The following is a 22,098-nucleotide window of genomic DNA, read 5'->3' on the forward strand; positions in this document are numbered from 1 at the left end:
AGCTCAGATCGTCATCAATCACTGGCTCAGGCAGTACAATCACACCCGGCCGCATCAGGCACTCAACATGCGCCCGCCCGTTCCTGAAACCCTATTAGAGAAACCCCTGATCAGTGGCCCATACACAGGGGGCTAGACAGAACCGTGGCTCGACAATGCCGACTATTGTTCCTGTCTCGTTCTGGTATTCGAGGCCCTTTGCAGCAAGAGTTTTCAACCCCGTGCGCAGGAAACGCAAACTGGCACTGTTGGGTCCAATTCAAGTCGGGCAAAGGCTATCTCGTCCCCACAGTCCTGACAGAAGCCGAATTCATCTTCCTCAATCCGCTGAAGTGCGCCGTCGATGCGACGACGTCGTGCATTTCTTCGTCGTTGTGTTGCTTCGGCCATGGCCTGGCGTTGGAGCGCGTCCATCCTGCTGAGACGCCCGACCGACTGCTGGTCAAGAATGACCGTACCACGATCCTCCGCACTTTGTGCATCCTCCCGCAAAAGTTCGGCTCGTTCCCTCAGGAGCCTATCGCGAAAGACTTCGATCTGGGCGACGTTCAGCATCGATTATCCCGGCTTTCAGCCTTTTTCATTGGTTGTGCGCGCCTATCTGTTGTAGAACGCCCCGGCATCGGAAGGAATACGCCATGGCCGAACATCAGCGAAAACCCCGACCTCTTGATCCTGTCTGGGACAGGATTCAGGAGGATGCGAAGGCGGCGATTGCGTCCGAGCCACTTATGGGCGGAATGATCCACACGACTGTTCTGCACCACAATTCGCTGGAAAGCGCGCTATCGTACCGGATCGCAATGAAACTGGCTTCGGATGAGATGCCTTCGCAAATCGTTCGGGAACTGGCAGATGCCGCCTATACCGCCGATCCATCCCTTGGGGATGCCGCGCGTGCCGACCTAGTTGCAGTTTACGAACGAGACCCGGCATGCCACTCGCTGCTGCAGCCGTTACTGTTCTTCAAGGGTTTCCAGGCGATCCAGGCCTACCGGATTGGTCACTGGCTGTGGCGCAATGATCGGAAGGATCTGGCTTATTTTTTCCAGGCTCGCGTCAGCGAAGTGTTCGGTATCGACATCCATCCGAATGCACGTATCGGAAAAGGTCTTATGATTGACCACGCCCATTCCATCGTGATCGGCGAGACAGCCGTTGTTGGTGACAATGTGTCCATGCTGCACTCGGTGACGCTTGGTGGAACCGGCAAGGAAGATGACGATCGCCATCCGAAGATCGGCGACGGAGTTCTGATTGGTGCTGGAGCCAAGGTTCTGGGAAACATCCGCATCGGCAATTGCAGTCGCATTGCGGCGGGATCTGTGGTGCTGCAGGAAGTCCCGCCATGCAAGACGGTGGCCGGAGTTCCGGCGCGCATCGTTGGCGAGGCTGGCTGCGATCAACCGGCGCTGACAATGGATCAAATCCTGAATAGCAGTCCAGGCGATTAGGTTCCGGCAGAAACCATTTTCGCTTGAGTTGTTCGCGGGCGGATTTCGTCCTGAATTGCAGTGCTGTAATGGATTCCGGTGCGTAGAACTTTCACATCTGCTATGGTGGGGGTGAAAATAAGAACGGGGGGACTAGGAACATGGCGATACGACAAACCGATGGTCGCGGAACACTCTACGACAGTATTCTTGATACCGTCGGCAATACGCCGGTCATCCGCATTAACAACATCGCGCCAAAGAATGTGAAGGTCTACGTCAAGTTCGAGGCTTTCAATCCCGCTGGATCGGTCAAGGACAGGCTTGCCCTAAATATCATCGAGGCAGCGGAACGTGACGGTCGACTTAAGCCCGGGCAAACGGTAGTCGAGGCCACAAGTGGAAATACCGGCATCGGACTTGCGATGGTCTGCGCCGCAAAGGGATATCCGCTTGTGGTGACTATGGCCGACAGCTTTTCGATCGAGCGCCGCCGACTGATGAGATTTTTGGGAGCAAAGGTCGTTCTGACGCCTCGTGCCCAGAAGGGCTTTGGCATGTACCAGAAGGCCAAGGAACTTGCGGAAAAGAACGGTTGGTTCCTGGCAAGCCAGTTCGAAACGCCTGACAACGCAGACATTCACGAAAACACGACGGCCCGCGAAATCATCGGAGACTTCGACGGCGAGCGCCTGGATTGTGTCGTCACGGGATATGGTACGGGCGGCACAGTCACCGGAATTGGCCGAGTGCTGCGCAAGGAGCGCCCCGATACGAAGATAATCCTGTCGGAGCCGGAGAATGCTCAGATTGTAGGCTCCGGATACGTCAACGCTCGGAACGAGGCGCATCAACCCACCGAAAGCCACCCGAACTTTCAGCCACATCCGATTCAGGGTTGGACACCGGATTTCATTCCGTGGGTGTTGCAGGAGGCACTGGACAATTCACTCTATGATGAACTGATCCCGGTACCTGGCACGGATGGAATTCATTGGGCCCAGCAACTGGCCGCCAGGGAAGGTATCTTCACCGGCGTGTCGGGGGGCTCCACCTTTGCTGTGACGATGGGACTGGCTGAAGTGGCCCCGGAGGGCAGCGTCTTTCTATGCATGTTGCCCGATACCGGTGAGCGATACCTCTCTACACCACTGTTCGAGAAGATTGCCGAAGACATGACCGAGGAAGAGGTGGCTCTATCTCTGTCGACACCAGGTTTTCAACTCTAGGCGCTGGCGAGGTTTCGACCGAGCAGCACATTCGGTTTCGTCGTGGGGTCAGGCTTCGCGCGATGCGATCAGTTGGTCATATGCCTCCAGTGCCTTGACGCCGTACATATAGGCCGGCCCTCCACCCATCAGAATGGCAACCGCGACCGTATCTGCAATGTCGTCCCGACTGGCTCCGGCTTTGGCAGCCGCCTGGACGTGAAACCCGATACAGTCGACACATTGTTTGGAGATTCCGATTCCGAGCGCGACCAGTTCTTTCTCGCGCACGGTCATGGCGCCGTCCTTCATGGCAGCACGGTGCATGGCGGTGAAGCCGTGTCCTGCGTCTGGTCTCACGCTTCGAAATGCGTTCAGGTTCGCGCTGGTTTCGTCGAGCTGGTGTTTCCAATCCATCCGCCAAGTCCCTTGTCCACATCCAAGAAACGCCTTCGCCCAATCCGGGAAAGGCGTCCTTGTCATGGATCAAGAAACGATCGGACTCAGCCGCGCATCTGGTCGCAAAGGTAGGTCTTTTGACCATCGTTGAGCCGAGCATCCCTCATGCCTACTGCCCAACTGTAGCCCGGCTTGGCATAGAAGTTCGGTCTGTCCGGATCGGGGCGAGGCAGAAGCTCGACCCGACCATCCGGGAAGAACAGCGTCGCTCCGGTCTCGTCGTATATCACCGTCATGTCGGGGCCATTCGGGCAGGTGAAGGTGGCCTCCGAGCGTTGGCTCGAGCAGGCGGAAAGCGCCCCGAGAACGATAATCAGCCAAGTCTTTTTCATGCGAGCATCGCAACTGGATTTTCAAGGTTTTCCTTGATTGCTGTCAGCAGTGCGGCACCGAGGGCTCCGTCAATCACCCGGTGATCGACCGACAGCGTCACGCTCATGACAGTTGCCACAGCCAATTCGCCAGCTTCGTTCACCACCGGTTTCTTGACACCTGCGCCGACCGCAAGGATGGCGCCATGCGGGGGGTTGATGACCGCGTCGAAATTATCGATGCCGAACATGCCGAGGTTTGAGATAGCAAAGCTTCCGCCTTGGTACTCCTCGGGCGAGAGTTTCCGATCGCGGGCGCGGGTGGCAAGGTCCTTCATCTGTGCGGAGAGCGTAGAGAGCGACTTCTGCTCAGCATCGCGCAGCACTGGAGTGAAGAGGCCACCTTCGATCGCGACGGCAACGGCTACGTCAGAAGGCTTCAGCTTCAGTATCCTATCACCCGCCCAGACGGCGTTTGCATCGGGCACTTGCTGAAGAGCAAGAGCGCAGGCTTTGATGATGAAGTCATTGACCGACAGTTTCACACCACGCGATTCAAGCTGTTTGTTCAGCTGGCTCCGGAACTTGAGCAGGGCATCCAGCTGAATATCGCGACGGAGATAAAAATGCGGAATCGTTTGTTTGGCCTCGCCGAGGCGCGCAGCAATGGTCTTGCGCATTCCGTCGAGCTTGATTTCTTCATACTCGCGACCGGTATACATCCGGGCGACCATGTCGGCCGAGGGGCCGCTTGATGCTGTGGTTGCAGATGCGGCCGACGAAGCGGTTGCCGGCGCTGCTGTCGGAGCTGCCCCGGGTTTCGCTGCTTCCACGTCTGCCTTCACGATCCGTCCTTTCGGGCCGGAACCCTTGACCTGGGAAAGGTCTAGTCCCTTCTCCTTTGCGATCCGGCGCGCCAGCGGTGAGGCAAAAACTCTGGAACCGTCGGCGGTGGCTGGCGCTGCCGGAGCAGGGGCCGCCTGCGCAGCTACGGGAGCGGGAGACGCTTCGGCCTTGGGCGCCTCGGAAGACGCTGCTTTCGGCGCCGGTGCGGCTCCGATGTCGTCCGCGCTCTCACCGTCCTGCAGCAAGACCGCAATCGGAGTGTTGACCTTTACGCCCTCGCTGCCTTCGGCGACGATGATCTTGCCAACGATACCTTCGTCGACCGCCTCGAACTCCATCGTAGCCTTGTCGGTTTCAATTTCCGCAAGTAGGTCGCCTGCAGAGACGGTATCGCCTTCCTTGACCAGCCATTTGGCAAGGGTGCCTTCCTCCATCGTTGGCGAGAGGGCGGGCATCAGGATTTCTGTGGGCATCTCGTCTTACTCCTCCACGAGCGACAGCCGGTCGAAGGGAGCACCTACGGACCTGTCGCCATCGGACATTTTCTTGAGCGTTTTCATAATCTTTTCGCGATGAGCCGCGATAAACTGATAAGCGTCGCTGTGTGGCGGCGTGCCCGGTCGGCGTAACCAGTCCACTACCAGCGTCTCGGGAACGAGACCGCGGATCACGCGGTCTCCATCCTCGAAGCTGACGCGGTAGCCGCGCGTTTCCGGGTCTATGCCGTGCACGTTCATGCCGCTCACCGGTACGTCACCGCCTTGACTGCGTCGATGACCTCTTTGGTGCTGGTCAGAGCCAGCTTTTCGAGGTTCGCCGCGTAGGGCATCGGAACGTCTTTGCCGGTGCACTTCAAAACCGGTGCATCCAGGTAGTCGAAAGCTTCACGCATGATCTCCGAGCCGATGTGGTCGGACATTGAACAAACCGGCCAGCCTTCCTCGACGGTAACACAGCGGTTGGTCTTCTTCACGCTTTCAATAACCGTCGCCATGTCCAGCGGGCGCAGGGTGCGAAGATCGATCACTTCGGCTGCGATGCCTTCTTTTGCAAGCTCGTCAGCGGCTTCCAGGGCGTAGTTCATCCCGACACCCCAGCTGACAATGGTCACGTCGTCGCCTTGGCGCCAGATACGGGCCTTGCCAAATGGGATCGTGAAGTCGTCCAGCTTAGGGACGTCAAACGACCGGCCGTACATGATTTCGTTCTCAAGGAAGACAACAGGGTTGGGATCGCGGATCGCTGATTTCAAAAGTCCCTTTGCGTCAGCAGCCGAATAGGGCTGGACGACCTTCAGGCCCGGGACACTGGCGTACCAGGCTGCATAGTCTTGGGAGTGTTGGGCACCTACGCGCGCTGCGGCGCCATTCGGGCCGCGGAATACGATGGGACTGCCCATTTGGCCGCCGGACATATAGAGTGTCTTTCCCGCCGAGTTGATGATCTGGTCGATCGCCTGCATGGCAAAGTTCCAGGTCATGAATTCCACGATGGGCCTCAGACCACCCCAAGATGCGCCAACGCCGATACCGGCAAACCCGTGTTCGGTGATCGGAGTGTCGACGACGCGTTTGGGGCCGAACTCGTCCAGAAGGCCTTGGGAGATCTTGTAAGCGCCTTGGTACTCTGCGACTTCCTCGCCCATCAGGAACACCGTCTCGTCACGGCGCATCTCTTCAGCCATGGCGTCGCGAAGTGCTTCTCGGACAGTTGTCGAGACCATCTCGGTTCCTTCGGGATAGTCCGGTTCCAAGGCACGGCTAATAACGGCCTGGGCCGGTGCTGATACAGGAGCATCGGCCGGTGCGGACGCAACCGCTGCCGTCTCTGCGGGAGCGGAGGCCGGCGTTATATCGTCAGCACTTTCGCCTTCCTCGACCAATACAGCGATCGGCGTGTTCACTTTAACACCTTCAGTGCCTTCAGCGATCAGGATCTTCCCGACGATGCCTTCGTCGACGGCTTCGAACTCCATCGTCGCCTTGTCGGTTTCGATTTCTGCCATGATGTCGCCAGCGGAGACGGTGTCGCCTTCTTTGACCAACCATTTGGCCAGCGTGCCTTCTTCCATCGTCGGGGACAGCGCGGGCATGAGAATTTCAGTAGCCATAGTCGTCTTCCTCCCCTCAGGCGTTTTGCGGCGCTGCGCCGTCAACGTAGATATCGGTCCAGAGTTCGCTCAGTGCGGGTTCCGGGCTCTCCTTCGAGAACTCCGCCGCTTCGTTCACGATATCCTTGATTTCCTTATCGATCGCCTTGAGTTCGTCCTCGGTGGCATCACCATCCAGAAGGCGCTTGCGGACCTGCTCGATTGCATCACGCTCCTCGCGCATCTTCTGAACTTCGTCGCGGGTACGGTACTTGGCGGGATCCGACATCGAGTGACCGCGATACCGGTATGTCATCACTTCCAGAATGTAGGGTCCCTTGCCAGCGCGGCAGTGCTCGACGGCTTTCTCGCCAGCGGCCTTCACGGCCAACACGTCCATGCCGTCAACTTCTTCTCCGGGAATACCGTAAGCCGCCCCGCGCTGCCAGAGAGATGGTGACTTGGTCGCGCGCTTGACGCTGGTGCCCATGGCGTACTGGTTGTTCTCGATCACGAAGATCACCGGCAGCATCCAGAGTTCCGCCATGTTGTAGGTCTCGTACACCTGGCCCTGGTTGGCGGCGCCGTCTCCGAAATACGTGAAGGTCACTCGGTCATTGCCCATGTACTTGTCTGCGAAGGCAAGCCCGGCGCCGAGCGGGACGTTCGCTCCGACGATGCCGTGACCTCCGTAGAACCTCTTCTCAGTCGAGAACATATGCATTGAGCCGCCCTTGCCGGCGCTGAAGCCACCATCACGTCCGGTCAGTTCGGCCATGATACCCTTTGGATCCATGCCACACGCAAGCATATGGCCATGATCCCGGTAAGTGGTGATGCGCCGGTCGCCTTCTTCGGCGGCTGCTTCAAGCCCAACGACGACGGCCTCTTGTCCGATGTAGAGGTGGCAGAAGCCGCCAATCAAACCCATTCCATACAGTTGGCCCGCCTTTTCCTCGAATCGCCGGATCAACAGCATTTCTCGGTAGTATTTCAGGAGCTCCTCTTTCGAGGCATTGGATTTCCGGGTCGCCCGTTTTGCGGCCATCGGCGGCATCCTCCCTTGTGTCGGTCAAAATTAGTTCAGCGTTAAACTATCTATTACAGCATGACGCTGAGGAACGCACGCAGAAAGACGTGAAGGGCCGGAAAAGCAGCTATGCCGTGTCTGCAAGGCTGTGCGCTGAAGCAATGCGAAGTTAATTCAGGACGATTTCGTCCGACCGGATCAGACCGAGGACGTCACGCGCCTGGCTGTCGAGCAGATCAAGATCCAGGTAGGTGTCACTCAATCTTTTGGTCTTGTTCTCAAGCCCTACGACCTCTGCTGCAAGGCGGTCGCGTTCAATTGTCAGTGTCGTGGCCTCAGCTTCGATTTGGACCCTTCGGAACAATCCGAAGTCTCCCTGAACGCTAGCGAACATGAAATATACGCCAAGCGAAAACATTAGCGAAAAGTAGGCTACTACGCCCAATCCAGGTCTCTTGAGTGTGCTCGTCATACTGCCTCTTCAGCTCTCTTTGGAGCTTTTGAAGACACTTGCATGTTCGGAGGATGTTTTGAAAGCAGAAAATTGCATTTTGGCGAAGCTCTGCCGGTCAGCGTTGGAGAAAGAAACGTCGCTGGTAATGGTTGCCGGAGGAGATGGCCCCTCCGGCATTCTGCTCGACCCTGGGCGAGCGAAGTATGATCAGGTGATCGACGCCTGATAGATCGAGTCGATGGTCGCCGCGATGGTTGCGTTGAACTCATCATCGGACTGTGCATCGGAGAGACCCTCCGTAAGCGCGCGACTGAAGCTGGCGATCATTCCGGTGTTCTGGGCCAGAAGACGGTTCGCGTCCTCGCGTGAATAGCCGCCAGAAAGCGCAACAACACGCATAACGTTTTTGTGGTCGATGAGCGGTTTATAGAAATTGGCCTCAGAGGGCAGAGAAAGCTTGAGCATAACTTCCTGATCCATCGAGTCGAGATGCTTCAGCAACTCGTCGCGCAGTATCGCCTCCGCCTCTGCCTTGTCCGCAATCTTGATGTTCACTTCGGGTTCCAGAATCGGCATCAAGCCGTGACCGAGGATCTGCCTGCCGATTTCAAACTGCTGCGCGACGTTGGCGGCGATACCTTCGGTATTCGCTGCGTTGATGACCGAGCGCATCTTGGTGCCAAAAATCCCCTTCGACGCCGCGCGGGAAAGCAGACCATCAAGATCGCCCATCGGCTTCATCAGTTGCACGCCATTGACCTCATCCTCGAGCCCCTTGTCGCACTTGAGGAAAGGGACCACGCCACGGTTCTCCCAGAGATACTGAGCTGCCGGCTTTCCGCCGAACTCTCGGTCCATGGTCATCTCGAAGAGGATGGCGCCAATGACCTTGTCTCCGGTGAAAGATGGTGCATTGACGATCCGTGCGCGCATTTCGTGGATCAAATCGAACATCTCGGCTTCCGAGCTGTATCGGTCTTCTTCGATGCCATAGAGCTTCAGCGCTTTGGGCGTCGAGCCGCCTGACTGGTCGAGCGCGGCGACGAAGCCCTTGCCGGAGCGCATCTGCTCTGCCTGTTTCTGATCCATTTGTGTACTCCCTTCCACATTACTCGCGCCTGTCGTAGTCGCTTGGTTGTCCTCTGACAATCCACTGGTAGCGCTCTCACCCCTGAAGTGGTCGCGTGTGCGCCATTCGGACGCGCGAGCCCGGACACTGTCGGCAAGTTCGCTGCCGGGGTCCATGACTTGGTCCTTCAGGCCCGACACCTTGCTAGTGACCACATCGGCGGCATCACGCAGCCGATTGAGCGGTGTCTTTCTTTCCTGATCACTCATCGGAACCTGTCAATGTCAATTATTGGCGAGGTTCAAGGCAGCGACGCCGGGCAATTCCTTGCCTTCCATCCATTCGAGAAATGCTCCGCCAGCTGTGGAGATGTAGCTGAAGTCATCTCCAACGCCTGCCTTGTTCAAGGCGGCGACTGTATCGCCGCCCCCGGCCACGGAGATCAGTTTTCCGGCCTTCGTAAGTTCGGCGGCTTTGCCGGCGGCGGCATTGGTTGCCGCGTCGAAAGGTTCGATCTCGAAAGCGCCCAACGGGCCATTCCAGATAAGTGTCTTGGCGGCCTCGAAGGCCGCCATGATCCTCTCAACCGACTTTGGTCCGGCGTCCAGGATCATCCGATCACTGGGGCAGGCATCGGCGGGTACGGTCACGTTGTCGGCATTCGAGGCAAATTCGGTGGCGCAAACGATATCGACGGGAAGCAGGATTTCGCAGGCAGCCTCTTCAGCTTTCGAGAGTATCTCTCGGGCGGTTACCGCCATGTCATGCTCTGCAAGCGATTTTCCGACGTCCACGCCTTGAGCTGCAAGAAAGGTGTTCGCCATACCGCCGCCGATCACGAGCGTGTCTACCTTGCGTACGAGGTTGCCCAGCAAGTCGAGTTTGGTTGACACCTTGGCTCCGCCCACGACCGCGACCACTGGTCGTTTGGGCTGACCAAGTGCTGCTTCCAGGGCCTTCAATTCGGCCTCCATCAACCTGCCGGCGGCGGCAGGAAGCAGACGCGCAAGGCCCTCGGTCGAGGCGTGGGCTCGGTGGGCGGCGGAAAATGCATCGTTGATGTAGACGTCGCCGACAGAGGCCAGGGCTTCCGCAAAAGCCGGATCGTTCTTTTCTTCGCCCTCGTGGAAACGCGTGTTCTCCAGCAGAAGGACTTCTCCTAGTCCAAGACTTCCGACGGCGGACTTGGCGGTATCTCCGATGCAGTCGGTGGCAAAGCGAACCGGGATACCAAGGCAGCGTTCCATTTCGTCCCGGATCTGGGACAACGACATCTCGGGAACCACTTTCCCTTTTGGCCGTCCGAAGTGAGCAAGCAATACCGGCTTTGCGCCATGGTCCAGAATATCTCTGACCGTAGGCGCTATCCGTTCGATACGGGTTGCGTCGGTCACGCGTCCCGCCTCAACTGGCACGTTAACGTCGACGCGCACCAGCGCGACCTTTCCAGCCAGTTCGATGTCATCGAGAGTTTTCCAGCCCATTTACGGCCTCCAAATGAATTTTATGCCTTGAGTACGCACTTCGGCGGTCTGGTCAACCGGCGGGATGTCGCGTTTCACGAATTCGGCGACCTGTTGCGTGCCTTTGGGCCTTTTCCTTCGCCAACCTTGCCCCTAGGGTCTGCCGCGAACACAAGCAAAGGGAGGGCCTGATGGCCGAGTACAAGGACCCCGAGAACACCATCCTCATTGAGCTTAAGGACGGTGTCGTCGCAATCGAGCTGTTGCCGGACATCGCGCCAGCGCACTGCGAGCGGATGAAGGATCTCGCCCGCTCTGGAGAGTACGACAATGTCGCCTTTCATCGAGTGATCGACGGATTCATGGCGCAAACCGGCGATGTTGAACATGGCGACATGGAAGACGGATTCGATTTGCGGCGCGCGGGAACTGGCGGTTCGGATCGCCCCAATTTACCTGCGGAATTCAGCCGCATTCCCCATGACAGGGGGACTTTGGGGGCTGCACGATCGCAAAATCCCAATTCTGCCAACAGCCAGTTCTTTATCAATTTCAAGGACAACCATTTCCTGAATGGCCAGTACACGGTCTATGGCCGGGTCATTGCTGGAATGGAATATGTCGACACGATCGCACGGGGTGAACCTCCGATGACGCCAGACAGGATGATCAGCGTGAAGGTGGCCGGCGATGCGTAAGCTTCTAACGATAGTGGCTCTGGCTGCAACGCCAGCGTTTGCCCAGGAGGACGGACCGGGTCCAAATCTCGTCATAGAAGTGGGCGGCGAAGCGAACGGGCGCGTTGTCATCGACATGCTCGATGACGTCGCGCCCGAGCATGTTGCCCAGATCACAGGACTCGCGGAAGAGGGGGCCTACGACAACGTGGTGTTCCACCGGGTCATCGACGGTTTCATGGCGCAGACAGGGGATGTCGAATTCGGCAAGCTCGGCAGCGATATGCGCATGGCCGGTCGCGGGGGCTCGTCCCGACCTGATCTGCCGGCGGAGTTCAGCAACGTGCCCTACGACCGCGGAATCGTCGGTATGGCGCGTTCTCAGGATCCGAATAGCGCCAACAGCCAGTTCTTCATCATGTTTGCTGAAGGATATTTCCTGAACGGGCAATACACCGTCGTCGGGCGCGTGATCGAGGGAATGGACGTGGTCGACGCGATCAAGCGTGGCGCCGGACCAAATGGTGCGGTGCTCGGCGAGCCGGACCGGATGGTCAGCGTCACCGTCGAGCGGTAGGGATCGTGAAGAATGGCTGGGTGGACGGTCTTGCGCCGCCGCCCATGCCTGGCGTATATCCCGCGCCAATTTCCAATTCTCGAGGACAAGGTTCATGGCAGGCCATTCAAAATGGGCGAACATCCAGCACCGCAAAGGACGCCAGGACGCGGCACGTTCCAAACTGTTTTCCAAGCTGTCTAAGGAAATCACAGTCGCGGCGAAGATGGGCGACCCAGATCCGGAGAAGAACCCGCGCCTGCGCCTTGCTGTGAAGGAAGCGAAGTCTCAATCGGTGCCCAAGGATGTCATCGAGCGGGCGATCTCGAAGTCTCAGGCGGGCGAGGGCGATGATTACGAGGAAATCCGCTACGAGGGATACGGTCCGGGCGGTGTCGCCGTAATCGTCGAGGCGATGACGGACAATCGCAACCGCACCGCGTCGACGGTGCGCTCAACCTTCGGAAAACATGGTGGAAACCTGGGCGAGACCGGGTCGGTCAGCTTCATGTTCGAGCGCAAGGGGGAGATCGTTTATCCGGCGTCTGTCGGCGATGAGGACACCGTCATGATGGCGGCGATCGAGGCGGGGGCGGAGGATGTGGAGTCTTCAGAGGAAGGACACGTCATCTTTACCGCCGATACCGACCTGGCTGCCGTTTCCAGCGCGATCGAGGAGCAACTCGGCGAAGCGGAATCGACCAAGCTGATCTGGAAGCCGACGACTACGACGGAGCTGGATCTTGAGGGAGCTCAAAAGCTTATGCGCCTGATCGAGGTTCTGGAGGATGACGACGACGTCCAGCGCGTGACAGCGAATTTCGAAATTTCCGACGCTGTGTTGGAGCAACTTTCGGCCTGATCGACGGATAACAACGCACCGAATTTTGCCGTCGGCGAACCGTCGGCAATGCGTCGGCAAAACGTATGGCACTTGTATGGCAGATCCTCGAAAGGGTCTGCCTTTTCATTCGGCGGCGCCGTTGGTCCGCGATTTCACCCAGGTCATCGGATCAAGGGATGGCGAGACCGGGGACGCCGGGCAGTGAGTGCCCCCATTCGAGAATCTCGGCCAACGGTATCAGCGCGACGAAAACGGTGGCGTCCCAGAAGTTCTGTCGCAGCTGGGACACGCTGAAAGTGACCTCTTCCTTCGTGTGGAAGTTCCCAATCGCGGGAATGATGGCGGGCGTCGTCCGCGCGTATCTGTCATAGTCGGGCCCGAACATACGGCGCAGCCGTGCCTCCTCGCGAAGCGCGTTATAGTAGAGTGCGCCGCCAAAGACTCCGGTCAGGACGACCACCAGCAGGACACTTTGAAGCATCATTCCGAAGCCAAGGACGGCTATCGTCGAGAACAAGTAGAGCGGATGGCGGCAAAGAGAGTAGGGGCCGTCGGTGATCACTTTCCGGTTCTTGTGGCCGCCGATGTAGAGAATGCTCCACGCTCGACCAAGAACGCCGCCCACAATCAGGACGAGTCCGAGGTTTTCCATGAGTTCGCCAGGAAAGGTTTCGCTCAGTGGTGCATGGACGATCACAAGGATCGGCAGAAGAAGCAGGAACATTCCGCGCAGCAGGTTGATGCGCAGCTTCTCATAGGTCGAGAAAGAACTGTCTATGGACATGGGGATCTTCCAAAGGGTGTGCCGAAACGGAGTTAGCCTGCTCCGTGCCGGCACTCAACTAACCCAAAGGTGTAGAGCCTCCGTTTCAGGTCTATTCGGCGAGTTTCACCAAGGCGTGCCGCTTCTTTCCGGCGGACAGTTTGACCGGTTCGCGCAGCGTGGCCGCGTCGAACATGCGGCCCGGATCGGTCAAGGGCTCATCATCGACCCGCGCTCCGTTCTCGGCGATCAGGCGTTTGGCGTCCTTGCCCGATTTGGCAAGACCGGAACGCACGATCAGTTGCGCTGCCGAGATACCATCGCCGACTTCCTCGGCGGTCAGTTCCAGCGTCGGAAGGTCGTCGCCAATGCCGCCCTTCTCGAAGACCTCCCGTGCAGTCTCCTCGGCTGCAGCGGCGGCGTCTGCGCCGTGAAGCAGCGTCGTGACTTCGTTCGCGAGCCGGATCTTGGCCTCGTTGATTTCGGAGCCTTCAAGCGCGCCCATCCGGTCGCATTCATCGACCGGAAGTTCCGTGTAGAGTTTCAGGAACCGCCCCACATCGGCGTCGGTCGTGTTGCGCCAGAACTGCCAGAACTCATAGGGCGAGAGCATATCGGCCGAGAGCCAGATCGCACCGCCCTGGCTTTTGCCCATCTTGCGCCCGTCGCTGGTCGTCAGGAGGGGCGTGGTCAGGCCGAAGATCTCGTGATCCAGAACGCGGCGCGTCAGGTCGATGCCGTTGATGATGTTGCCCCACTGATCCGAACCGCCCATCTGCAAAAGGCAGCCATAGCGGCGGTTCAGTTCCAGGAAGTCATAGGCCTGGAGGATCATGTAGTTGAACTCGAGGAACGAAAGCGACTGCTCGCGGTCTAGGCGGGACTTGACCGACTCGAACGACAGCATGCGGTTGACGCTGAAGTGCCGCCCGATGTCGCGCAGGAAGTCGAGGTAGTTCAACTGGTCCAGCCACTCGGCGTTGTTCAGCATCAGCGCGCCCGTCGCGCTGTCGTCATAGGACAGGTAGCGGTCGAAGACTGTCTGCATTCCGGCGATGTTGTCGTCGATGGCTTCCGGCGTCAGAAGCGGGCGCTCTTCGGAGCGGAACGACGGATCTCCGACCTTCGTGGTTCCGCCACCCATCAGGGTGATCGGTTTGTGACCGGTCTTCTGAAACCAGCGCAGCAGCATGATATTCAGGAGGTGACCCACATGCAGCGATTTCGCCGTGGCGTCATAGCCGATATAGGCCGGGACGACCCCCGCGATCAAAGCTTCGTCGAGGCTTTGCAGATCCGTGCAGTCGGCCAGGAAGCCGCGCTCGATGATCGTAGCCAGAAAGTCGGATTTCGGGTGGTAGGTCATGGTGTCTCGTCTATGGTCAGGCGTGTTCTATAATGGCGGTCGGTGCCGAGGGAAAGAGATGAGCGACAATCGGGCGATCTGGGCGTTGGGGGCTATGTCGGGCACCTCGCTTGACGGCGTGGACGCCGCGATGGTGCTGACAGATGGCCACCGGGTTCTGGAGTTCGGAGAAACCGGGTATCGCGCCTACTCAGACGCGGAACGCGCGATCCTGCGTGCGGCGCTGGGGCGTTGGTCCGGGTCCGAGGTCGAGGAGGCGGCCGAGGTTGTCGAGAATGCCCATGCCGAGCTTCTGTCGGGGTTCGATGGCGCTGAACTCATCGGCTTTCACGGCCAGACGACGTCTCACCGCCCAGAGGTCGGTGCGACCTGCCAGGTGGGGAATGGCACGCTTCTGGCCGAGGTCTTGGGACGAAGGGTCGTCTGGGATTTTCGCACCACGGACATGACGCTGGGCGGGCAGGGCGCGCCACTGGCGCCATTCTATCATTACGCGCTAGCTCGGTACCTGGGCTTCGAGAAGCCCGTGGTCTTCCTGAACATCGGGGGAGTTGCGAACCTGACCTGGGTCGATCCCTCGAAACCCGGCCCCGAGGTTGTCGGGGCCTGCCTGGCCTTCGACACCGGGCCGGGCAATGCCAAGATCGACGATCTTCTTATGGCGCGGCGCGGTGTCCGGATGGATGAGGATGGCCGGTTGACCCGCGCAGGTGTTGTGGACGGTGACATATTGGAGCGCCTTCTGGCGAAGGAGGCGTTCTTCAACCGGATGCCGCCAAAATCGCTGGATCGCGACGATTTCCGTGGCTGGGGCGATGCGGTGGCGCAGTTGTCGGATGCCGACGCGGTCGCAACCCTTGCCGCCGCGACCGCTGGCGCGGTGGCGCGGGGTCTGGAGCACTGTCCTTCGCTGCCGGAGCACGTGCTGGTGACAGGCGGCGGCCGCAAGAACCCGGGACTGATGGAGATGCTGGAGGCGCTTGCGCCCAGTCCGGTGCTGCCGGTCGAGGAGGTCGGTCTGGACGGGGACATGCTGGAGGCGCAGGCCTTCGCCTTTTTGGCGGTGCGGGTTCTGCGGGGTCTCCCGACCAGTGCGCCGGGCACGACCGGGGTTGCGGCGCCGGTGGGCGGCGGGCAGGTCAGCCGTCCGGGGGCGCTTACGGCGGTTCTGCGAAGCGGTTGAGCGCGTTCAGGGGATGTCGAATCCCTGTGGCGCCAGTTCGAAGCCTTCGAACCGGAAGCCGGGGCTGACGGTGCACCCGACCAGCGTCCAGCCGGTCGTGGCCTCGGCCGCTTGCCAGTAGTCCTTCGGCACGATGATCTGAGGTGTCTCGCCTCTTGCGAGATCGGGGCCAAGAATGAGCGGGACGGCCGGCCCCTCGCTGGTCTCGGCGAGCCGGAGGATCAGGGGGCTTCCGGCGTAGAAGTGCCAGATCTCGGTAGCGTCGACCCGGTGCCAGTGGCTGCGTTCGCCTTCTTTCAGCAGGAAGTAGATACAAGTTCCCGAAGCGCGGGGGTTTTCGTCGCCGATCCATGTCTGCCGGAACCATCCGCCCTCGGGATGGGGGGCGAGTTTGAGGCGGTCTATGATGTCGTCGGCTGTCATGCCATCTGCTCCGCCAGGTGGAGGAAGTCCGTCGCGATCCAGTCCCAGTCGCTTTCGGGGGCAAGGTCCGTCATTTGTCCCGGGCCATGCTCGGTCGGGCGGGCGACGAAGGCGGTCTTCAGCCCCGCGGCGCGTGCCGCGAAGAGGTCGTCGTTGTGGGCGGCAACCATGACCACCTCGCTTGGCTGCAACCGGAGCGCAGCAACCGAGGCCCTGTAAACCTCGGCTTTCGGCTTGTAGTCCCGCGCGAGATCGGCTCCGAGGATGCAGTCCCATGGCATTCCCGAGTACTTCCCCAGCCGGGTCATAAGGGCGATCGAGCCGTTTGAGCACGGTGCAACGATGTGGCTCTTCTTGAGCGCAAGCAGGCCGGGGACAGTATCGGGCCATGGGGCGAGCCGCTCCCATGCGCGGCTGAGTTGTTCTAGGTCGGAGCAAACGACGCCTAAACGGTCAAGCACGACTTGCAGGTTTTCGAAATGGAGATCGTCCAGCGGAACATAGCCGCGATTGCCGGCACGGATGCGTTCCATCGCGGGTTGATACTCCGCGCGCCAGGCGTCCGCGAAGCTTAAGGGATCGACGCCGGGCAGGACGTCCGCGACCTGACGCGCGACCGACGAGCGCCAGTCCACGCAGGTGCCGAATACGTCGAAGATCAGTGCCTGTCTCATCTGGCCGATAATCGTCGGATCGGAGAACAAGGCAAGTGTGACAAGCTAGACTCATGCTGATCGGTGCATGTTTGGGCCGGATAGGCGATGATGGTCCGCTCTGCTATTTTGCTGAAAACAACAAACAGGAGCAGTCACCATGTCACGTAGTGGTCCCCCGCAGTCATTGCCGAATTCCGCCGAACAGGCGAAGGCCGACGGTCTTATGACCGCAGCAGACAATACTCCGATTTTGTCAGATCTGCTAGCAGGCCTCCCTGCAATCCCGGTAGAAGAGGAGACGGAGCATTACCCCGACGTTCCGGAAGAGGCCTTAGCACACGTGCCCTGGCTTTAGGCCTCAACCGCCCCGCATCTTCAAGATCGCTTCCTGACGGGAGCTGACGCCGAGTTTGGCGAATATGTTGGTTGCGTGATTGCGCACGGTCTTCTCACTCATGTCCAAAGATCGGGCGATTTCCTTGTTGCTTTTGGCTGCGCAGATCTCGGTCAGGATAGCGCGTTCGCGGGGTGTAAGGTCGGGATCGGCGGATATTCCAGCAGCTCCGACAAAGCGAAGAATGGCTTCCTGAGCTTCGGCACAGGCAGGTTCGTCGGGTTGGAGGATATGATTCTCGCTCTCGAGGACGTGAAACTCGGCGTCCGGGATGCGCTGCGCCAGTAGCCTGCCTTCGGAAAGAGGCGCGACGCCGTCGCCCTGGGCATGCAGAACCAATGTTGGGCATTGGACGCGTTCGAGCCAGTTCACGACGTTCATGTCACCGCGCGCGGCGAGCAGTCGCGCGCCTGTCTCGGCGTCGGTTGTCCGGCGACACAAATCATTGAACCAGCGGATCTTCTCGGGATCTCCGTCGGGAATGAAGCGGCGGGTGAACACGTCCCGGAACGCTGGGTTGTTGTCGTCGAGGCCTGCCGCGAAAATCTCGGTCACTGCGCGGTAAAGGCTGGCGGCCCGGTCGTCTTCCCGGCAATGGGCACCGCGCGCATAGCCACCGATCAGGACAAGATGCGACACTTTTCCGGGGTGCTCGGCGGCATACCGCACCGCCGCCCCGGTTCCTTGCGACATCGCCAGCAGCGCAAAGGGTTTCGGGATGCCGGAGGCTTCCACGACGCGTGAGAGATCGTCGGTCCAACTGTCGATATCGAGCTGACCGGTCTTGCGGTCCGACAAACCGCAGCCGCGCTCGTCGTAGCGCAGGTAGTCGAAGTTATCTTCGAAGAACTTCACCCAATGGGCCCACACCGGGCTTTCCGCATCGTATTCCAGATGTGTCAGCCAGGCCGCTGCCTTGACCAGCGGCGGGCCGCCGCCTGTTCGTGACCATGCCAGTGACAGCCCGTCATGGGTGCCGGCAAATCTGACGGCGCGCATGCATACCCCCAATCCGGGACATGTGTCCCATGGCTTTTTCGCTTCTCGCCACCAAACCGGGACATCTGTCCGATATGAGGCGGAGCCTAAGTCGCGCAGTCTGAGTGTCATGGAAACACAGCGTGAAGATCAAGCCTTCACCGCTCAGACAAGGACAGACGAGATGATCAGGATGACCGACAAGATCAGAAATCGCCGCATGCCGCGTCAGGATGCCGAGGCGGCTCGCTCGATGGAAGACAAGCTGGACCGGTCGCGTGCCCGCGATATCGCGCGCCTTTACACTCCGCGAATCTGGCTCTGAGTTCCCGTTTGCAAGTGCGGGACAGGCGCGGCGTCCGGGCTCCCATCCGGCGCTGCGCCGTTTTTCAGGCGGCGAGTTCGTAGTGGTTGAGGTGCCTTTCCCGTACGATGCCGTCTTCGTCCGGATGGATATGCGGCACCTGCCAGTCATCGCCGACAAAGACGCGCAGCGCGTCGAGATCGCGCCAGACCATGACGATGGCGAATTGGTTCGGCGTTTCAGGCAATGGCAATCCGAAGTGGATCTCTTCGATGCCGGAGGTTTGCTTCATCAGCGGAACCGCCGTGTTCAGGAAGAAGTCCCTGAACGCCTCGATCTTGTCGTCGTGAATTTCGACGCGAAAAAATGCGGATAATCATTCGCAGGCCCTCCTGTTGAAACCGTCAGTATAGCACAGAGCATGCGGCCGACGGGTCTTGATGGCGATCAAGGCGGGAAGGGTGCACTTGATGTTATATTGATTATTCATCTTCAACCAGGAAGGAGACCAGGATGAGAGGATCGCGATTTGTGCCCGTCTTTGTCGGAGTCTTTCTTTTGTCTGCCTGTCAGGGGATGTCACCCGAATCCAGAACCGTAGCTGGAGTTGCCGGGGGAGCGGCAGCCGGGTTGATACTTGCCGAGGCTTTGCACGCCGATGACGACTGGCGGATAATCTCGGCGCTGGCCGGCGCCGCAGCCGGCGTGCTGGTGGCCGAGAACATGGCCACGGGCGAATGCGCCTATGCGCGCGGGGACGGCACCTATTACGTGGCGCCGTGCCCGAGGTATCGTCATCGCGCCGGCTGAAGTCTCAGCCGCGCAGGATGGAGCGGCCCGCGTAGACCGCGGTGTCGTCCAGCATCTCCTCGATGCGGATCAGCTGGTTGTACTTGGCCAGCCGGTCCGAACGCGCCAGTGAGCCGGTCTTGATCTGACCACAGTTCGTGGCCACCGCGAGATCGGCGATCGTGGCATCCTCGGTTTCGCCGGAACGGTGCGACATGACGGAGGTGAAGCGCGCGCGGTGCGCCATGTTCACGGCGGCAAGCGTTTCAGACAGGGTGCCGATCTGGTTTACCTTGACCAGAAGCGAGTTGCCGCATTTCTGTTCGATGCCCTGAGCCAGGCGTTCGGGGTTCGTCACGAAGAGGTCGTCGCCAACGAGCTGGACCTTGCCGCCGAGAACCTGGGTCAGTGTCGCCCAACCGTCCCAGTCGTCCTCGGCGCAGCCGTCTTCGATCGACAGGATCGGGTAGTCGTTCACCAGCGCCTGCAGGTAAGCGACGTTCTCGTCCGAGGTGAGGACCTTGCCTTCGCCCTTCATGTGATAGGCGCCGTCCTTGAAGTATTCGGTCGAAGCGCAGTCGAGCGCCAGCATGATGTCGTCGCCCGGCGTGTAACCAGCCTTTTCGACGGCCTTCAGTATGAAATCCAGCGCGTCGCGCGTGGACGACAGGTTCGGCGCGAAGCCGCCTTCGTCACCGATACCGGTGGAGAGGCCGGCCGACGACAGCTCTTTCTTGAGTGTGTGAAAGACTTCCGAGCCCATGCGCACCGCCTCGCGGATATTCGCGGCGCTGACGGGCATGATCATGAATTCCTGGATGTCGATCGGGTTGTCGGCGTGCTCGCCCCCGTTGATGATGTTCATCATCGGGACCGGCAGGACGCGGGCCGCCGTACCGCCGACGTAGCGGTAGAGGGGCTGAGCGGTATAGTCGGCTGCGGCCTTTGCGGCGGCCAGCGAGACGCCGAGGATTGCATTCGCGCCCAGTCGGCCCTTGTTGTCGGTGCCGTCCAGTTCGCACATGGCGGCATCGATGGCTTCCTGCTCCGTCGCATCGAACCCGACCAGAGCTTCGGCGATCTCGCCGTTGACCGCCTCGACCGCCAGCAGAACCCCTTTGCCCATGTAGCGGGACTTGTCGCCGTCGCGCTTTTCCACGGCCTCGTGTGCGCCTGTCGATGCGCCCGAGGGAACGGCGGCGCGACCCATGGTGCCGTCTTCCAGTGTGACGTCGACTTCGACGGTCGGGTTGCCGCGGCTGTCAAGTATCTCGCGGGCGTGGATGTCGATGATGGTGCTCACGGTGAATCTCCGGCTGACTTCAATTTTTCCGGCTCTATAGCAGCGGGATTGGGTGAGGGAAACGCAAGTTCTTCGCGGGCGCAGAAACGGTAATTCAACAATCGGGTGGGCCGGGGCGCATTGTTGATAGCGGATTTCAACCTGTGGGCGGCATATTGTTTCCGGTCTTGAGGATAATTTCTGAACAACAGGAGAGAATGTTTCCTGTGCAGCGAGAAACCATTCCGTCACCAGACCGTTTCCGCTCAGTCCGGATTGGGGCGCGTCCGCGCCGTATTCCGGTCACAAACCGGATGATGAATGGGCTTGCCTTTCGGGGGAACCCGGCGGCGCAGCACAGGTTACTCACTCATGTCGCTCACTTGGGACAGAACCGATAACAGGGAGGAAAACGGCAAGAGCCTCGCTCGGGTCGATACGGTTCGGGGGGCCGTTGTTGGAGAGAATACCGGATTGGACTGCCACCTGGTCCCTTACGGTATTCCCGTCGATAACGGTCCCGGTCCTCAAATAATATTGGGTCCCAGGTTCAACTGGGTCCTCTGACACACTCTCAAGCGTCTGGCCGGGCGGAATGAACGCGCCGCTCGCGCCAGAACGCATAAAGCCCTGATCCGGAAATCAGGGCCGCTCCGAGAAGTGTTGTCGGGCCGAGGGTTTCGCCGAAGGCGATGATGGCAATCAGCAGGCCGAACAGGATCCTGGTGTAACGGAACGGAGCAACCGCAGAAACCTCGCCGATCCGCATGGCAACCGTGATCAGCGCGACTGCACTTGCCGTGAGCGCCACGAAGCACACGAGCAGGATCAGCGTCGGACCCGGTACCGGTTGCCACCCGCCCTGGAAGCTCATCAACACTACTCCGAGCACGACCAGGAGCGGCATCGACCATGCGACGGCGAAGGGCGTCGACACCTGTGGGGGCAGGCGTCGGCTGGCGAGGTCGCGAGCGGCGAGGCCGAACACGTAGAGGATCACCCACAGCAGGCCGGGTTCGTAGCTGGTGCCTCCGGGCCTGAGGATCAGAAGGACGCCCGCCATTCCCAATCCTGCGGCCATCCAACGCCGCCAGCCGATCGTCTCGTTCAGGAAAAGCGCTGCGCCGACCATCACCACGAGCGGCATTGCTTGCCCCAGAACGGTGACCGACGACAAGGGCGCCATGGAGAGCGCGAGGATGATCCCGGTCGTACCAATCACTTCGCCGAAGGTGCGCACCAGCATGGCCGAGCCCAACGCGGCCCGGTTGAAAAAGCGTTCGCCGTTCCGGCGCAGAAGGGCGAAGAAGAGGAGGAACAGCGCACCCGACGTGACAGCCATGAACTGGCCGGTCTCGATGGTCGCGCTGGCAAACTTGACCAATGCGTCCGCCATTGCGAACGCAGCCATGGACAGGACCATGAAAAGGATGGCGCGGGTGTTGCCCAATCAGGTTCTCCGGGGGTGGTGGGAGGCCTTCATAACAGGGTGGCTCTGGAAGGGAAATGCTACGTTTCGGC

At 59.8% G+C, this 22,098-nt stretch carries 27 protein-coding genes; 9 read left to right on the forward strand and 18 right to left on the reverse strand.

Annotated elements, in window-relative coordinates; translation table 11 throughout:
- The first annotated feature begins 13 nt into the window (after window positions 1-13).
- Window positions 14-136, forward strand: a complete 123-nt coding sequence (locus ACKLNI_RS02595) for an integrase core domain-containing protein (protein WP_413716966.1) — start codon at window positions 14-16, stop codon at window positions 134-136.
- A 77-nt stretch (window positions 137-213) separates the two neighbouring features.
- Here ACKLNI_RS02595 and ACKLNI_RS02600 read toward each other — a convergent pair whose 3' ends face one another.
- Window positions 214-555, reverse strand: a complete 342-nt coding sequence (locus ACKLNI_RS02600) for a TraR/DksA family transcriptional regulator (protein WP_413717437.1) — start codon at window positions 553-555, stop codon at window positions 214-216.
- 83 nt (window positions 556-638) lie between these two features.
- On the opposite strand from ACKLNI_RS02600, the gene cysE reads away from it, so the two are divergent.
- Together cysE and ACKLNI_RS02610 are read left to right on the forward strand one after the other, a co-directional pair.
- Window positions 639-1,454 (forward strand): serine O-acetyltransferase, encoded by an 816-nt coding sequence (gene cysE / locus ACKLNI_RS02605; protein ID WP_413717438.1) that lies wholly within the window; start codon window positions 639-641, stop codon window positions 1,452-1,454.
- 140 nt (window positions 1,455-1,594) lie between these two features.
- The gene (locus ACKLNI_RS02610; RefSeq protein ID WP_413717439.1) at window positions 1,595-2,662 is read left to right on the forward strand and encodes a PLP-dependent cysteine synthase family protein; all 1,068 of its coding nucleotides are present in this window, start codon (window positions 1,595-1,597) and stop codon (window positions 2,660-2,662) included.
- 48 nt (window positions 2,663-2,710) lie between these two features.
- On the opposite strand, the gene ACKLNI_RS02615 is transcribed toward ACKLNI_RS02610, so the two are convergent.
- From ACKLNI_RS02615 to ACKLNI_RS02655, 9 genes are all read right to left on the reverse strand, one after another.
- Window positions 2,711-3,058, reverse strand: a complete 348-nt coding sequence (locus tag ACKLNI_RS02615) for a carboxymuconolactone decarboxylase family protein (protein ID WP_413717440.1) — start codon at window positions 3,056-3,058, stop codon at window positions 2,711-2,713.
- Between the two features lie 86 nt (window positions 3,059-3,144).
- Entirely contained in the window at window positions 3,145-3,432 is a 288-nt protein-coding gene (locus ACKLNI_RS02620) for a hypothetical protein (RefSeq protein WP_413717441.1), read from the reverse strand.
- Window positions 3,429-4,730 (reverse strand): pyruvate dehydrogenase complex dihydrolipoamide acetyltransferase, encoded by a 1,302-nt coding sequence (locus tag ACKLNI_RS02625; protein ID WP_413717442.1) that lies wholly within the window; start codon window positions 4,728-4,730, stop codon window positions 3,429-3,431. Before ACKLNI_RS02625 ends, ACKLNI_RS02620 begins: the two co-directional genes overlap by 4 nt.
- Before the next feature lie 6 nt (window positions 4,731-4,736).
- Window positions 4,737-5,003, reverse strand: coding sequence for a hypothetical protein (locus ACKLNI_RS02630; protein WP_413717444.1), 267 nt, complete (start codon window positions 5,001-5,003; stop codon window positions 4,737-4,739).
- Window positions 5,000-6,367 carry a pyruvate dehydrogenase complex E1 component subunit beta gene (locus tag ACKLNI_RS02635; protein WP_413717445.1) on the reverse strand — a complete coding sequence of 456 codons (1,368 nt, stop codon included), beginning with the start codon at window positions 6,365-6,367 and terminating at the stop codon, window positions 5,000-5,002. The genes ACKLNI_RS02630 and ACKLNI_RS02635 overlap by 4 nt, the downstream gene beginning before the upstream one ends.
- 16 nt (window positions 6,368-6,383) lie before the next feature.
- The gene (gene pdhA, locus ACKLNI_RS02640; protein ID WP_413717446.1) at window positions 6,384-7,394 is read right to left on the reverse strand and encodes a pyruvate dehydrogenase (acetyl-transferring) E1 component subunit alpha; all 1,011 of its coding nucleotides are present in this window, start codon (window positions 7,392-7,394) and stop codon (window positions 6,384-6,386) included.
- Between the two features lie 151 nt (window positions 7,395-7,545).
- The gene (locus ACKLNI_RS02645) at window positions 7,546-7,848 is read right to left on the reverse strand and encodes an FtsB family cell division protein (protein ID WP_413717447.1); all 303 of its coding nucleotides are present in this window, start codon (window positions 7,846-7,848) and stop codon (window positions 7,546-7,548) included.
- Window positions 7,849-8,037: 189 nt separating this feature from the next.
- Window positions 8,038-8,919 carry a fructose bisphosphate aldolase gene (locus tag ACKLNI_RS02650; protein ID WP_413717448.1) on the reverse strand — a complete coding sequence of 294 codons (882 nt, stop codon included), beginning with the start codon at window positions 8,917-8,919 and terminating at the stop codon, window positions 8,038-8,040.
- Between the two features lie 264 nt (window positions 8,920-9,183).
- Window positions 9,184-10,383: a phosphoglycerate kinase gene (locus ACKLNI_RS02655; protein ID WP_413717449.1), complete on the reverse strand. Its 1,200-nt coding sequence runs from the start codon at window positions 10,381-10,383 to the stop codon at window positions 9,184-9,186.
- A 170-nt stretch (window positions 10,384-10,553) separates the two neighbouring features.
- On the opposite strand from ACKLNI_RS02655, the gene ACKLNI_RS02660 reads away from it, so the two are divergent.
- From ACKLNI_RS02660 to ACKLNI_RS02670, 3 genes are all read left to right on the forward strand, one after another.
- Window positions 10,554-11,060, forward strand: coding sequence for a peptidylprolyl isomerase (locus ACKLNI_RS02660; RefSeq protein ID WP_413717450.1), 507 nt, complete (start codon window positions 10,554-10,556; stop codon window positions 11,058-11,060).
- Window positions 11,053-11,616 carry a peptidylprolyl isomerase gene (locus ACKLNI_RS02665; RefSeq protein ID WP_413717451.1) on the forward strand — a complete coding sequence of 188 codons (564 nt, stop codon included), beginning with the start codon at window positions 11,053-11,055 and terminating at the stop codon, window positions 11,614-11,616. Before ACKLNI_RS02660 ends, ACKLNI_RS02665 begins: the two co-directional genes overlap by 8 nt.
- Window positions 11,617-11,710: 94 nt before the next feature.
- On the forward strand, window positions 11,711-12,457 hold the full coding sequence (locus ACKLNI_RS02670) for a YebC/PmpR family DNA-binding transcriptional regulator (RefSeq protein ID WP_413717452.1): 747 nt from the start codon (window positions 11,711-11,713) through the stop codon (window positions 12,455-12,457).
- A gap of 151 nt (window positions 12,458-12,608) precedes the next feature.
- Here ACKLNI_RS02670 and ACKLNI_RS02675 read toward each other — a convergent pair whose 3' ends face one another.
- A complete protein-coding gene (locus ACKLNI_RS02675; protein ID WP_413717453.1) occupies window positions 12,609-13,223 on the reverse strand; it encodes a methyltransferase family protein in 615 nt (204 codons plus the stop codon).
- A 91-nt stretch (window positions 13,224-13,314) separates the two neighbouring features.
- Window positions 13,315-14,568, reverse strand: a complete 1,254-nt coding sequence (gene tyrS, locus ACKLNI_RS02680; protein ID WP_413717454.1) for a tyrosine--tRNA ligase — start codon at window positions 14,566-14,568, stop codon at window positions 13,315-13,317.
- 58 nt (window positions 14,569-14,626) lie between these two features.
- On the opposite strand from tyrS, the gene ACKLNI_RS02685 reads away from it, so the two are divergent.
- Window positions 14,627-15,751 carry an anhydro-N-acetylmuramic acid kinase gene (locus ACKLNI_RS02685; RefSeq protein ID WP_413717455.1) on the forward strand — a complete coding sequence of 375 codons (1,125 nt, stop codon included), beginning with the start codon at window positions 14,627-14,629 and terminating at the stop codon, window positions 15,749-15,751.
- A gap of 6 nt (window positions 15,752-15,757) precedes the next feature.
- Here the strand turns inward: ACKLNI_RS02685 and ACKLNI_RS02690 are convergent, their stop codons facing one another.
- The 3 genes from ACKLNI_RS02690 to ACKLNI_RS02700 all read right to left on the reverse strand — a co-directional run bounded on the left by ACKLNI_RS02690 (window position 15,758) and on the right by ACKLNI_RS02700 (window position 18,223).
- Window positions 15,758-16,174, reverse strand: coding sequence for a cupin domain-containing protein (locus ACKLNI_RS02690; RefSeq protein WP_413717456.1), 417 nt, complete (start codon window positions 16,172-16,174; stop codon window positions 15,758-15,760).
- The gene (locus tag ACKLNI_RS02695) at window positions 16,171-16,848 is read right to left on the reverse strand and encodes a haloacid dehalogenase type II (RefSeq protein ID WP_413717457.1); all 678 of its coding nucleotides are present in this window, start codon (window positions 16,846-16,848) and stop codon (window positions 16,171-16,173) included. Before ACKLNI_RS02695 ends, ACKLNI_RS02690 begins: the two co-directional genes overlap by 4 nt.
- Window positions 16,849-17,188: 340 nt before the next feature.
- Window positions 17,189-18,223: an alpha/beta fold hydrolase gene (locus tag ACKLNI_RS02700; RefSeq protein ID WP_413717458.1), complete on the reverse strand. Its 1,035-nt coding sequence runs from the start codon at window positions 18,221-18,223 to the stop codon at window positions 17,189-17,191.
- A gap of 109 nt (window positions 18,224-18,332) precedes the next feature.
- Here ACKLNI_RS02700 and ACKLNI_RS02705 point away from each other — a divergent pair, with 109 nt between their 5' ends.
- The gene (locus tag ACKLNI_RS02705; protein ID WP_413717459.1) at window positions 18,333-18,527 is read left to right on the forward strand and encodes a hypothetical protein; all 195 of its coding nucleotides are present in this window, start codon (window positions 18,333-18,335) and stop codon (window positions 18,525-18,527) included.
- Between the two features lie 64 nt (window positions 18,528-18,591).
- Here ACKLNI_RS02705 and ACKLNI_RS02710 read toward each other — a convergent pair whose 3' ends face one another.
- Complete coding sequence (locus ACKLNI_RS02710) at window positions 18,592-18,858, reverse strand: hypothetical protein (protein WP_413717474.1); 267 nt, start codon at window positions 18,856-18,858, stop codon at window positions 18,592-18,594.
- Between the two features lie 161 nt (window positions 18,859-19,019).
- Here ACKLNI_RS02710 and ACKLNI_RS02715 point away from each other — a divergent pair, with 161 nt between their 5' ends.
- Window positions 19,020-19,316, forward strand: coding sequence for a YMGG-like glycine zipper-containing protein (locus tag ACKLNI_RS02715; RefSeq protein WP_413717461.1), 297 nt, complete (start codon window positions 19,020-19,022; stop codon window positions 19,314-19,316).
- 4 nt (window positions 19,317-19,320) lie between these two features.
- Here the strand turns inward: ACKLNI_RS02715 and eno are convergent, their stop codons facing one another.
- On the reverse strand, window positions 19,321-20,598 hold the full coding sequence (gene eno, locus ACKLNI_RS02720; protein WP_413717462.1) for a phosphopyruvate hydratase: 1,278 nt from the start codon (window positions 20,596-20,598) through the stop codon (window positions 19,321-19,323).
- A gap of 553 nt (window positions 20,599-21,151) precedes the next feature.
- Window positions 21,152-22,027: a DMT family transporter gene (locus ACKLNI_RS02725; protein WP_413717463.1), complete on the reverse strand. Its 876-nt coding sequence runs from the start codon at window positions 22,025-22,027 to the stop codon at window positions 21,152-21,154.
- Between the last annotated feature and the right edge of the window lie 71 nt (window positions 22,028-22,098).

This window comes from Silicimonas lutimaris (genome assembly GCF_047314965.1).
GTDB lineage: Bacteria > Pseudomonadota > Alphaproteobacteria > Rhodobacterales > Rhodobacteraceae > JAVJUV01.